Raw genomic sequence first — 11,473 nt, forward strand, 5'->3', positions numbered from 1 at the left:
TGCCCGACGGGCCACAGGGCAATTGGCCAGTTCCGGCGTCAGCCGCCTTCTCGGCGCCCGTTCATGCAGGCTCGTCCAGCCGCGCCGGCTTCCGCACCCCACCAGCCGCGCGGTCCAGCAGCCCGAAGGCGTTCGGCAGCCGGCCGCGCCAGGCCGCCCGCGTCGACACCGTCGGATCGCCAGAACGGTTCGGCGCCGGATACGCGGCTCGTCGCCCAGGTCCACAGCGGTACGGCCGGATGTGCCTCGTGGACCACCAAGTGACCGGATGATCGCAGCAGGCGAGCGACGTCGTGGGCCAATGCCCGCAGGTCCGGCATCCAGATCAGCGTGCCCTTGCGGTGTAGACCAGGTCGGCGCAGTCATCCTGCAGAGGTGCCCCGGAGCCAGCTCCGCCACCACGTAACGGCACGGCACCCCCGACTGGTCGACGCGTCCTCCCACGCGACGCGGTTCCTCCTCGTCTCGGCTGCACGCGACCACTGTGGACTCCGTGCCGGCCACCCGCCCACCGGGTTCAGCGGGGCGGTTGGGCGTCGAGCCAGGCTGCTGCCCGGCGCGGTGACGCCCGGGCCAGCCACGCGTCCTGGACCTGCTCGGCCAGCTCCTGGTGGGTGAGCTCGCCGAGCCGGCTCGCCCGCACCAGCACCGAGAGGTGGCCGTCGAAGTGCGGCGTGGTGAAGAACGGCGTCGTGGGGTCCTGAATCAGCGCCTGCTTGTCCGCCTCCGACCCGATCCAGAACACGATGACGTCGCGGTACCGCTCGCCGGTGTCGGGGTCGACGGCGTCGGGGCGCGGGTTGCGGAAGAAGATGAACGACTTCCCGCCCACCTGGTACACGGGGTTGCCCGCCGTCCCGCCGACGACGGTGACATGCGGCATCGCCCGCGCCAGCTCGTGCACGTCCTCGACCGTCGCCGGCCGGTCCGGCTGGGCGCCGCGGCCGGCGCCACCCACGTCGTCGCCGTCATCCATTGACCCAGGGTAGGACCTGCGGCGATAGCATGAGGCGGACGGACGACAGCGGCATCATCCCTGTAGGGGGAGGTGGCCAGTGTCGGCAGCGGCCCGGCCCGCACTCGCCCGCACCGGCCGGCGCATCCGGGGCCCGGCGGTGGCGGCGGTGGTCGCTCCCGCGCTGCTCCTGGGCTCCATCGATGCCATCGACACTCTCGACGCCGTTGCCACGCCCACCGCAGCCGCTGACGAGTGGCGGAGCGGTCCGTCCGACCTGCGCGACGATCCGCTCGCCGATCTCCACCGCAACCTGCTGCACTCCGACGACGTCCCGGTCATCCGGTACGCGCCGTGGTCGGACCATGAGACGTACCTACGCGCGGCGGTGTACGACGGGTTCGACGGACACCGGTGGAGCCCGGCCGGCGGGCGCATCTTCGGCCGGGTCCAGGTCGGGCTGCCGGACCCGCCGGGGCGCTCCGCCACGGAGCTGACGCTGCTCGGCTTCGACATCACGATCACCGACGACTACCCGTGGCGGTCGCTCCCGGTGCCTTACCCGACCCGGTACGTGACCATCGAAGGGGAGTGGTACTACGACGCGGCCACCCTCGACGTCGTGTCACCCGAGGCCGACCCGCGCGGCATGAGCTACCACGTCGAGGCGGTGGACGTGCAGGTGGACCCGGCCAGGCTGCGCGCCGCGCCGGAGCCGGGCGCGGACCTCGATCCGATGCGCGACCTGCCCGCAGGACTCGGTGACACCCTCGGCAGGTATCTCGACGAGGCCGCCGGGACCGCCGGCACCGGGTTCGACCGCGCCCTGGCGCTGCAGAGTTGGCTGCGGCGAGGCGGCGGTTTCGTCGTCGACCGCGACGTGGCGGACGCCGGCAGCTCGGCCGAGGCGGTGCTGGCGTTCCTGCGCGACCGCCGCGGCCACAGCGAGCAGTACGCGGCAGCGATGGCCGTGCTCGCCCGCGGCCTCGGCATTCCCGCGCGGGTCGCCGTCGGCTTCCGGCCCGGTGAACGCCAGACCGATGGCAGCTACGTCGTCACAGCGCACGACGCCCACGCCTGGCCGGAGCTGTATTTCGAGGGGACCGGCTGGATCCCGTTCCAGCCGACCCCGCCGGATCCCGATCGGGGCAGCGACGACGCCGCCGCGCTGTGGGATCTGTCCGACGACGGCGCTCGTGCGGGCCGCTGGCTGGGTGCCGCCGTCGCCGCGCTGGTGGCGGTGGTGCTGGGGCTGCGGGCCGCATCGTCGTGGCATCGGCACCGACGGCGCTGGCGCCGCGCCGCCGGTGTCCCGGCACTGGAAGCCGAAGCCGCCTGGGCCGACCTGCGGCTGACGGCGATCGACCTCGGCGTGGGGCGGTCCGCCGTCGCCAGCCCCCGAGCCACGGCACGTCACCTGGTCGCCGTCGTCGGTCTCGACCCGGAATCGAGGCGGCTGCTCGACGAGGTGGTCCGGGCCGTCGAACAGGCGCGATACGGTCCGCACGTCGACCCGGTGCCGACGCTGGAGCGCGACGCCGCCCGACTGCGCCGGAGCCTCATCCGCTCGCGATCGCTGCCGCGTCGCGTCGTGGTCCGACTGTGGCCGGCCACCGCGCCGCGGCCAGCGGGCTGACCGGCGGTTCAGCCCGCCGCGGCAGCGTTCTGCCAGAGGCCGATCACGTTTCCTTCGGTGTCGCGGAAATACGCGGCGAATCCCATGTCGAGCACGGCCTGCTTGGGATGGACCATGGAGCCGCCGAGGGATTCCACCGAGGCCAGCGCGGCGTCGATGTCGTCGACGTCGATGGTGATGATCGGCGTGTCCACGGGCTCGCCACGGCGGAACAGTCCGCCGTTGATGGCGCCGGGAGTCGTCGGCACGCCCTGCTCGTCCGCCGGCGTGGTGCCCGCGATCATGTAGTTCACCTCGGGCATCGGCTGGAGATTCCAGCCGAACGCCGCTCGGTAGAACCCGCTTGCTCGGTCGAGATCGTCGGCCGGGATCTCGAAGTGCACGACCTGTCCACTCATCATGGCCCCCTTGACACCGCCGGGAGAGAGTGCCCCACCTCGCCAGCGTAAACCTCGGTGCCCCTGCCGGAACCGATTCGGGACCGGGAGTGCTGTCCGTCCCTGTCGGCCGAACCTGGCGTAGATTCGAGGGTGTCGGCGGACCACGCCGGCATGTCGCCCGACCCGCAGGAGCCGATCATGGCGCAGAGCCCTCGAACCATCCAGGCCGGCGACATCCAGGACGAGCGCGTCGCCGGGCTGCCGCTCACGGCCGCGTATACCTACGCCTACCTGCCCGCCGTCCTCGACGACGACGGCCGCGCCGTCGACCAGCCGGCCGTCCTGAACGGCATGCTCTGGCCGCTGCGCATCGACGAGCACCCCGCGGCATTCATGGCCGCCGACCTCACCGCGCTGGCCGACGCCGGGCTGATCTGCCGCTACACCGTCGAGGGCCGCGACTACCTGCACGATCCGGCATGGCGGCGCCGGCAGCGGCCGGTGCGTCCGGAACGGTCCGTCCTGCCACGCTGCCCGACCCACGAGTCCGGGCTGCGCGAGCTGGTCGGCGACACACTGTCGTCGGTGTCGGACCAGGTCGGCTCGGTCATCGGCGGCGCGGCGGCGAACGTCGGGCAGTCCCGGGTGCGCGACGCCATGGCCCGCATCGTCGAGGACGTCACGTTCCCCGTCGACCCCGAGAAGGCCGCCTCCTACGGCCAGCGCGTCCGCGAGTTCCTCAGCGGAGGCGATGCCACCCAGGAACCGGAGCGGCGAGACGCGTCCGGCCGCTCGGAGCCGCTGCCTGCCGCGGGCACCGCCTCCGTCGAGACCCCGCCGGACGACGACAGCGGCGACGACGGCGCCGGCGCAGCGCCGGGCGACGGTGACCGCGATCGCGATGCGGCCTCGCCGGCCGACGGCGCTCCCGGTGCGTCGCGCGCCGAGGGCGACGTCTGGCGCAAGGTCACCGACGACCCCACGCCCGGAACCTGACCGCGCCCGGACCCTGACCGCGCCGGGCCGGGCTCGCGGCTGTGTCACCTGATCTCCGATAGGTCACCTGATCGCCGTGACCGAAACGATCAGGTGGCCCAGCCGCCGCCTCGTCCGGGCACCATGCCTCCTGATCGTCTCCACGATGTGGACGGTCCGTGATCAGGTGACCCAACGGCCCGCTGCCGCCCACCGAGGTCACCTGATCGTTCCGGTGGCGGGACGGCGCAAGCAGCCGGCGCCGGGCCAGGGGGCGGTCAGCGACGCTCCGGGCGCAGCGTCGTCTGCCAGCGCACGGACCCGTCGACGCCGACCAGCCGGACGGTCAGCTCGGCGGTCTCGCCGTCGATGGCGACCTCGCCGACGTACTGGAAGCCCTCCGCGGGTGACGTGTTCGGCGCCGGTGGGGCCTCCACGAACACCGCCGACGGCCCGAACGTCGGGTCAAGCGTGTTCGGACCGAACGCGCCGGCGTTGAGCGGCCCGGAGACGAACTCCCAGAACGGGTCGAAGTCGGTGAACGCGGCCCGCTCCGGGGAGTAGTGGTGTGCGGCGGTGTAGTGCACGTCGGCTGTGAGCCAGACGTGGTTGCGGATGCCGTTGCGCTTGAGGAACGACAGCACGGGGGCGATGTCGAGCTCGCGGCCCGCGGGCGCGCCGGGCCGGCCGTTCGCGATGCCCTCCTGCGCCTCGCCGTCCGGCACGATCAGCCCGATCGGCAGGTCCGCGGCGATGACCTTCCACACCGCCCGCGAGCGCTGTAGTTCGTGCATGAGCCAGCGGGTCTGCTCGTGGCCGAGCACGCCGCCGTCCGGGACGGTCTCGGTTCCGGGCGTGTTCGCGTCCTTGTGGGTGCGCATGTCGAGCACGAACACGTCGAGCAGCGGCCCGTACTCGATCTTGCGGTAGACACGCCCGTCGCCGTCGGCGTACGTCGGGGCGATCGGCAGGTACTCGAAGAACGCCTGCCGGGCCCGAGCGGCCAGCACGTCGACCCGCTTCTCGGTGTAGCGGTCGTCGGTGAGGATCTCGCCGGGGAACCAGTTGTTGGTGACCTCGTGGTCGTCCCACTGGTTGACCTGCGGGGTGCGGGCCAGGAACTCACGCCAGTTGTCGGCGAGCAGGTTGTACTTGTACTGGCCGCGGTACTCGTCGAGGGTCTCGGCCACCTTCGTCTTCTCCGGGATGACGAGGTTGCGCCAGGTGCCGCCGCCGGGCAGCGCGACGGTCTCGGTGACCGGGCCGTCGGCGTAGACGGTGTCGCCGCTGCACAGGAAGAAGTCCGGGTCGAGGTCGAGCAGCGTGTCCGCCATCCGGAAGCCGCCGTGGTCGGGGTTGACGCCCCAACCCTGCCCGGCGATGTCGCCGGACCAGACGAACCGGACGTCCTCGCGGCGGGCCGGCGCGGTCCGCAGCCGCCCGACGGCGGGCTCGCCGACGGCGCCGGTGTCGGGGTCCTCCGCGGTGACGCGGTAGTACAGCTCAGTGCCAGGGCGCAGGCCCCGCAGCAGGACGCGGCCGGTGAGGTCGGAGTCCGGGGTGACGACGTCGCCGCGGACGCGCCGGGCGCCGCGGAAGGACGGGTCGCGGGAGACCTCGACGATCAGCCGGGCCGGCCGGTCCGCGCGGGCCCAGACGGTGCCGGCGGTGCGGCCGACGTCGCCGGCCTGGACGCCGTGGGTGAGGACCGGCCGCCCGGTGCGGACGAGGGCGGGAGCTCCAGCCGGTTGAAGCCGTCCAGCCGTGGTGCGCGCAGCGACAGTGGCCGGGAGCGCGGTGCCCAGAGTGGCGGCGGCACCGAGCGCGAGGGATCCGGTGAGCAGGGAACGCCGGGAGAGATCAGCCATGGCGGCATGGTTCCCAGGCCAGGCGACGAGCCCGTGTATGGCGGATGAACCGTCGGTGCGCCGTCGCCCGTCGGTGCCGGCGGTCACAATGAACGGGTGTCCCGCTGGGTGCTGCACGTCGACCTCGACCAGTTCATCGCGGCTGTCGAGGTGCTGCGCCGTCCTGAGCTGCGCGGCAAGCCGGTCGTCGTCGGCGGCGACGGCGATCCCACCAAGCGCGGCGTCGTGGCCACCGCGTCGTACGAGGCGCGCGAGCACGGCGTGCATTCCGGGATTCCGCTGCGCACCGCGCTGAAACGGTCGCCTGACGCCGTCTTCCTACCGGTCGACAAACCCGCGTACGAGGCGGTGTCCGAGGACGTCATGACGACGCTGCGGGAGTTCGGCGTGGTCGAGGTCCTCGGCTGGGACGAGGCCTTCGTCGACGCCGGCGACGACGACCCCGCCGGTACCGCGCGGCGCATCCAGCGGCGGGTACGCGAGGCCACCGAGTTGGAGTGCACCGTCGGCATCGGAGAGAACAAGCTGCAGGCAAAGCTCGCCACCGGGTTCGGCAAACCGGCCGGCGTCTACACGCTCACGTACGACAGCTGGTTCGAGGTGCTCGGCGACCGCCCCACCGATGCGCTGTGGGGCATCGGCGCGAAGACCGCCAAGCGGTTGGCCGGCATGGGCATCCACACGGTGCGCGAGTTGGCCACCACCCACCCCGACGTGGTCGCCGCGCAGCTCGGGCCCACCATCGGGCCATGGCTGGTGCGGGTCGCGCGCGGCGTGGCGTCGGCGCGGGTCACCGGCGAGCCGTGGCTGGCCCGCTCCCGCGGCCGTGAGCGCACGTTCCAGCAGAACATCGCCGACTGGGACGAGGTCCGCCGCGAGGTGGAACGGCTGGCGCACGAGGTCACCGCCGACGTCGTCGCCGAGGACCGTCCCGCCGTCCGCGTCGTGGTCAAGGTCCGCTACGCGCCCTTCTTCACCTCCACCCATGGCTACAAGCTCCCCGAACCCACTAGCGACGCGCCCGCCATCGCCGCGGCCGCGCTGGTCGCGCTGGAACGCTTCACCGACCGCCGCCCGGTCCGTCTCCTCGGTGTGCGCGCGGAGTTCGGCACGTGACGGCGCCGAGGGACGCCTCGACGACGCGGCCGGCCGAGTGGCGCGGACCACTGGACGCGGCCGCGGCCGGCGAGGACCATGACGCCAGGACGCACTCGCGCGAGGGGAATGGTGGGCCGATGGGCATCGTGTCTCCAGGGTTCCGGCGACGGCGGCGTGACGACGCCGACCTGCCGCCCGGGCAGTACCTCACGCATGACTTCCCGGTCCTGTCGGCCGGTCCGACGCCGCGCATCCCGCTGCCGGAGTGGGAGTTCGCCGTCGTCACCGAGGCGGGGGTGCGGCACCGGTGGCGGTGGGACGAGCTGCTGGCGTTGCCGGCCGAGGAGCCCACGGTCGACATCCACTGCGTCACGAAGTGGTCCAAGCTCGCCACCACCTGGCGCGGCGTCTCGCTGGATGTCCTGATGGAGGACGTAGAGACCGCCGCCGACTACGCGCTGGTGCATTCCTACGGTGGCTACACGACGAACCTGCCGCTGGAAGACCTGCTGGACGGGAAAGCCTGGGTGGCGTACGAGTTCGAGGGCTCCGAGCTGTCACCGCCGCACGGCGGCCCGGCCCGGCTGCTGGTGCCGCACCTGTACTTCTGGAAGTCCGCGAAGTGGGTGCGCGGCATTCAGCTGCTGCTGGACGACGAGCCCGGGTTCTGGGAGAGCGTGGGCTACCACGACTACGGCGACCCGTGGCGCGAACAGCGCTACCAGGGCGATTGAGTACCCGGCTCACGTGGCGCGTCGCCACTCTCGCCGAGTTCCACGACGAGACGGCGACGGCGCGGACCTTGCGGCTGGACGTGCCGGGCTGGCCGGGCCACCTGCCCGGGCAGCACGTCGACGTCCGCCTCACCGACGAGGACGGATACAGCACCCAGCGCAGCTACTCGCTGGCCGCACCCGCCGACGGCGACCGGATCGAGCTGACCGTCCAGCGGCTTCCCGACGGTGAGGTCTCCGGCTACCTGGCCGACACGTACGCCGTCGGCGACCCGATCGAGATCCGCGGGCCGGTGGGCGGCTGGTTCGTGTGGCGTCCGCCGGACCCGGCGCCGGTGTTGCTGGTGGCCGGGGGTTCGGGCATCGTCCCGCTGATGGCGATGATCCGGTCCCGCCGACAGGCCGGCAGCCGGGTTCCGTTCCGGCTCGTCTACTCGGTGCGCACACCGGCGGATCAGTTCTACGCCGCCGAGCTGCGCCGCTCCGCCCGTGCCGACGGCGGCCTGGACGTCGCGGTGGTCTACACGCGGTCCGCGCCGGACGGCTGGGCGCGGCCGGCCGGCCGGATCACTGCCGCCGACCTCGAGGCGTTGGGCTGGCCGGCGTCGTTCGAGCCGACCTGCTACGTCTGTGGCCCGACGGGCTTCGTCGAGGCCGCTGCCGGGGCCTTGGTCGACCTGGGCCACGACCCGCGACGGATCCGCACCGAGCGGTTCGGCCCATCCACCTGAGGAGGGTGACATGAGCGAGGACTTCACCGACGACTACGAGGACGGCAACGCGCTGGCCGGCCCGCTGGGCGAGCTGTTCGCCGTCGACGTCACCACGGCCATCGGGCGATGCGCCGGCTGCGGCCGCAGTGGCCGGGTCGCGGAGTTGCGGGTGTACTCGCATGCGCCCGGCCTGGTGGCGCGCTGCCCGGGCTGCGATCGGGTGATGATGCGGTTGGTCCGCGGCCCGGACGCGGCCTGGCTCGACCTGCGCGGGACGGTGAGCTTGCGGGTGGCGCTGCCCGGGTGACGCCGGTGCGGCCACACCCCCGACGCGTCGAGGGTCACCTGCGGCACCGATACTGGCGCGGTGGAGCGCAGCGGGTCGCCGGCGGCGACGGTCGATCGACAGTTTCTGACCCGTGCCGGGCTCGAGGTGGCACCGGAACTACTCGGGTGCGTCCTGCGCCACGAGACGGCCGAGGGAGCGGTGGCCGTCCGGCTGACCGAGGTCGAGGCCTACATGGGCGCCGACGATCCGGGTTCGCACGCCTTCCGCGGCCGCACCGCCCGCAACGCGGTCATGTTCGGCCCGGCCGGGCATCTGTACGTGTACTTCACCTACGGCATGCACTTCTGCGCCAACGTGGTCTGCGGCGACGAGGGGACGGCGACGGCGGTCCTCCTGCGGGCCGGCGAGGTGATCGAGGGCGCCGAGCTCGCACGGGGACGCCGCCGCTCGGCGAAGGGGCCGCGCGACCTCGCCCGCGGACCGGCCCGGCTGACCTCGGCGCTGGGCCTGGGACGGGCCGACGACGGCGCCGACCTTTGTACGTCTCGATCCACGACGGTGCTGCTGAGCGGCCCGCCGGTACCGGCGACGTCCGTGCGCAACGGGCCTCGGGTCGGGGTGAGCGGCCCCGGCGGTGACGGCGACGCGTTCCCGTGGCGGTTCTGGTTGGACGGGGAGCCGACGGTGTCGACGTACCGGCCGCACGTGCCCCGTCGCCGGCGGTGACCCGGCACCCGAGGTGAGCTGACGCCGTCGTCGGCGGGTATCTGGCGTGCGGTTGCGGTTCGGAGTGCGGAATCATGGGCGGGTCAGCACACCGCACACCGTATGAGGAGACCAGGCACCGTGACCGACATCCTGGACGAGCTGCACTGGCGCGGGCTCATCGCGCAGTCCACCGACGAGGCGGCGCTGCGCGCCGCCCTGGCAGCCGGTCCGGTCACCTACTACTGCGGTTTCGACCCGACGGCGCCGAGCCTGCACATCGGCAACCTGGTGCAGTTGCTCACCATGCGCCGGCTTCAGCTGGCCGGCCATGACCCGCTGGCCTTGGTCGGGGGTGCGACGGGACTCATCGGCGACCCCAAGATGACCTCCGAGCGGACGCTGAACGACCGTGACACGGTCGCCGGCTGGGTCGAGCGCATCCGCAAGCAGATCGAGCCGCTGCTCGACTTCGACGGCCCGCACCCGGCGCGGATGGTGAACAACCTCGACTGGACGGCTCCGCTGTCGGCCATCGACTTCCTGCGCGACGTCGGCAAGCACTTCCGGGTCGGCCGGATGCTGTCAAAGGAGTCCGTGAGCGCCCGCCTCAACAGCGAGCAGGGCATCAGCTTCACCGAGTTCAGCTACCAGATCCTGCAGGGTATGGACTACCTCGAGCTGCATCGCCGCTACGGCTGCGTGCTGCAGACCGGTGGCAGTGACCAGTGGGGCAACCTCACCAGCGGCGTCGACCTCATCCACCGCGTGCAGCAGACGGCCGTGCACGCGCTGGCCACGCCGCTGATCACCAAGGCCGACGGCACCAAGTTCGGCAAGACCGAATCCGGCACGGTGTGGCTCGACCCCGAGATCACCAGTCCGTACGCGTTCTTCCAGTTCTGGCTGAACGCCGACGACCGCGACGTCATCGGCTACCTGAAGGTCTTCACCTTCCGCGACCCCGAGCAGATCGCGGCACTCGAACGCGACCTCGCCGAGAAACCGGCCGCCCGTGGTGCGCAACGGGCGCTGGCCGAAGACGTCACGACGCTGGTGCACGGCGCGGACGAGACGGCGAAGGTCGTGGCCGCGTCCCGGGCACTGTTCGGCATGGGTGCTCTGGAGGAGCTGGACCCCGGCACGCTCAAGGCCGCGCTCGACGAGACCGGCGCACCGGTCGTCGAAGCGGGTGAGGAACCACCCACCTACGTCGACCTGTTCGTGTCGGCGGGCCTGGTCGATTCGCGCTCCGCGGCGCGGCGGGCCATCGGCGACGGCGGCGCCTACGTGAACAACATCCGGCTCGATCCGGGCACCGCGCCGGACGCCCGGCCGGGTCGCGATGACCTCTTGCACGGCCGCTGGCTGGTGTTGCGGCGGGGCAAGCGGACGGTCGGGGGCGTGGAGATCGCTCGCGCCTGAGCCGGCCCGCGCCGCGCCACTCGTGGCGCGGCCGATCCACATCGCCCTGACCTGCGCTGACGCGCACGAGACGGGCGTCACAGAGATCGGCCGCGCCACGATTTGACTCGGCGCCGAGAGCTGCGTAAGTTTCTCTTCGGCTCACGGGGAGCGGGACACCGAAACACTGGTGGCCGGCCCGGGAGTCCCACCACTTCAGCTCATCTGAGCAGGCCCATGCCTGGGCTGGTCGGAAGCGGAACGGTGGAGCTGCAAGCGGCTTTGTTTCGGCGGGCCGGATGCAGTAGGCTGAAGGAGCTGCTTCGGGCAGGGGTCCTGATCAGGACCGTCCGAGTCCGGTTTGATCACCGGCGTGACCGAAGCTAATCTTTCAAAGAACCACAGCGTCTCACGTTGATCCCTTAGCGGGGGTCGGTGAGTGCGTCCGATTTTTGAGAACTCAACAGTGTGTTTTTGATGGTTGTTTGTTGACGCCAATTTAGTTTGTGTCCTCGTGCCTGCCCTGTTTGGGGTGGGTTTGGGGTTCCTTTGATGATGCGGCAGCCCTTGTTTGGGGTTGTTGTTATTGTTGGGGTTGTTCTTTTCATTGGTTTGGTAGCTCTGGCCTTTTGGGGTTGGGGTTGTCATATGTCATTGATGGAGAGTTTGATCCTGGCTCAGGACGAACGCTGGCGGCGTGCTTAACACATGCAAGT

The 11,473-nt window shown here is 71.7% G+C and carries 11 protein-coding genes; 8 read left to right on the forward strand and 3 right to left on the reverse strand.

The window, feature by feature from the left end; all coding sequences use genetic code 11:
* Positions 1 to 517: 517 nt before the first annotated feature.
* A complete protein-coding gene (locus JIAGA_RS0119740; RefSeq protein WP_051426286.1) occupies positions 518 to 976 on the reverse strand; it encodes an MmcQ/YjbR family DNA-binding protein in 459 nt (152 codons plus the stop codon).
* Positions 977 to 1,055: 79 nt separating this feature from the next.
* Between JIAGA_RS0119740 and JIAGA_RS33320 the strand changes: the two genes are divergently transcribed.
* Positions 1,056 to 2,591, forward strand: a complete 1,536-nt coding sequence (locus JIAGA_RS33320) for a transglutaminase TgpA family protein (protein WP_026877003.1) — start codon at positions 1,056 to 1,058, stop codon at positions 2,589 to 2,591.
* An 8-nt stretch (positions 2,592 to 2,599) separates the two neighbouring features.
* On the opposite strand, the gene JIAGA_RS0119750 is transcribed toward JIAGA_RS33320, so the two are convergent.
* The gene (locus tag JIAGA_RS0119750) at positions 2,600 to 2,989 is read right to left on the reverse strand and encodes a VOC family protein (RefSeq protein ID WP_026877004.1); all 390 of its coding nucleotides are present in this window, start codon (positions 2,987 to 2,989) and stop codon (positions 2,600 to 2,602) included.
* Positions 2,990 to 3,169: 180 nt separating this feature from the next.
* On the opposite strand from JIAGA_RS0119750, the gene JIAGA_RS33325 reads away from it, so the two are divergent.
* A complete protein-coding gene (locus JIAGA_RS33325; protein ID WP_157553343.1) occupies positions 3,170 to 3,967 on the forward strand; it encodes a hypothetical protein in 798 nt (265 codons plus the stop codon).
* Between the two features lie 257 nt (positions 3,968 to 4,224).
* Here the strand turns inward: JIAGA_RS33325 and JIAGA_RS0119760 are convergent, their stop codons facing one another.
* Positions 4,225 to 5,814 (reverse strand): alkaline phosphatase D family protein, encoded by a 1,590-nt coding sequence (locus JIAGA_RS0119760; protein WP_026877006.1) that lies wholly within the window; start codon positions 5,812 to 5,814, stop codon positions 4,225 to 4,227.
* Between the two features lie 96 nt (positions 5,815 to 5,910).
* Between JIAGA_RS0119760 and JIAGA_RS0119765 the strand changes: the two genes are divergently transcribed.
* The 6 genes from JIAGA_RS0119765 to tyrS all read left to right on the forward strand — a co-directional run bounded on the left by JIAGA_RS0119765 (position 5,911) and on the right by tyrS (position 10,778).
* Positions 5,911 to 6,930, forward strand: a complete 1,020-nt coding sequence (locus tag JIAGA_RS0119765) for a DNA polymerase IV (RefSeq protein WP_026877007.1) — start codon at positions 5,911 to 5,913, stop codon at positions 6,928 to 6,930.
* Positions 6,931 to 7,049: 119 nt separating this feature from the next.
* Entirely contained in the window at positions 7,050 to 7,646 is a 597-nt protein-coding gene (locus tag JIAGA_RS0119770) for a molybdopterin-dependent oxidoreductase (protein WP_026877008.1), read from the forward strand.
* The gene (locus JIAGA_RS0119775; protein WP_026877009.1) at positions 7,616 to 8,377 is read left to right on the forward strand and encodes an FAD-binding oxidoreductase; all 762 of its coding nucleotides are present in this window, start codon (positions 7,616 to 7,618) and stop codon (positions 8,375 to 8,377) included. The genes JIAGA_RS0119770 and JIAGA_RS0119775 overlap by 31 nt, the downstream gene beginning before the upstream one ends.
* A 10-nt stretch (positions 8,378 to 8,387) precedes the next feature.
* Positions 8,388 to 8,666, forward strand: a complete 279-nt coding sequence (locus tag JIAGA_RS0119780) for a DUF6510 family protein (protein WP_026877010.1) — start codon at positions 8,388 to 8,390, stop codon at positions 8,664 to 8,666.
* Between the two features lie 60 nt (positions 8,667 to 8,726).
* A complete protein-coding gene (locus JIAGA_RS0119785) occupies positions 8,727 to 9,374 on the forward strand; it encodes a DNA-3-methyladenine glycosylase (RefSeq protein ID WP_026877011.1) in 648 nt (215 codons plus the stop codon).
* 120 nt (positions 9,375 to 9,494) lie between these two features.
* Positions 9,495 to 10,778, forward strand: a complete 1,284-nt coding sequence (gene tyrS, locus JIAGA_RS0119790; protein ID WP_026877012.1) for a tyrosine--tRNA ligase — start codon at positions 9,495 to 9,497, stop codon at positions 10,776 to 10,778.
* Positions 10,779 to 11,473: the final 695 nt, after the last annotated feature.

Origin of the sequence: Jiangella gansuensis DSM 44835 (genome assembly GCF_000515395.1) — a bacterium.
In the GTDB taxonomy this organism is placed as follows: domain Bacteria; phylum Actinomycetota; class Actinomycetes; order Jiangellales; family Jiangellaceae; genus Jiangella; species Jiangella gansuensis.

Bases quoted from the DNA above. Each gene is read 5' to 3' on its own strand.
- JIAGA_RS0119740 (WP_051426286.1), bottom strand. From the start codon at position 976: ATGGATGACGGCGACGACGTGGGTGGCGCCGGCCGCGGCGCCCAGCCG.
- JIAGA_RS0119770 (WP_026877008.1), top strand. From the start codon at position 7,050: ATGGGCATCGTGTCTCCAGGGTTCCGGCGACGGCGGCGTGACGACGCC.
- JIAGA_RS0119750 (WP_026877004.1), bottom strand. From the start codon at position 2,989: ATGAGTGGACAGGTCGTGCACTTCGAGATCCCGGCCGACGATCTCGAC.
- JIAGA_RS0119760 (WP_026877006.1), bottom strand. From the start codon at position 5,814: ATGGCTGATCTCTCCCGGCGTTCCCTGCTCACCGGATCCCTCGCGCTC.
- JIAGA_RS0119780 (WP_026877010.1), top strand. From the start codon at position 8,388: ATGAGCGAGGACTTCACCGACGACTACGAGGACGGCAACGCGCTGGCC.
- JIAGA_RS33325 (WP_157553343.1), top strand. From the start codon at position 3,170: ATGGCGCAGAGCCCTCGAACCATCCAGGCCGGCGACATCCAGGACGAG.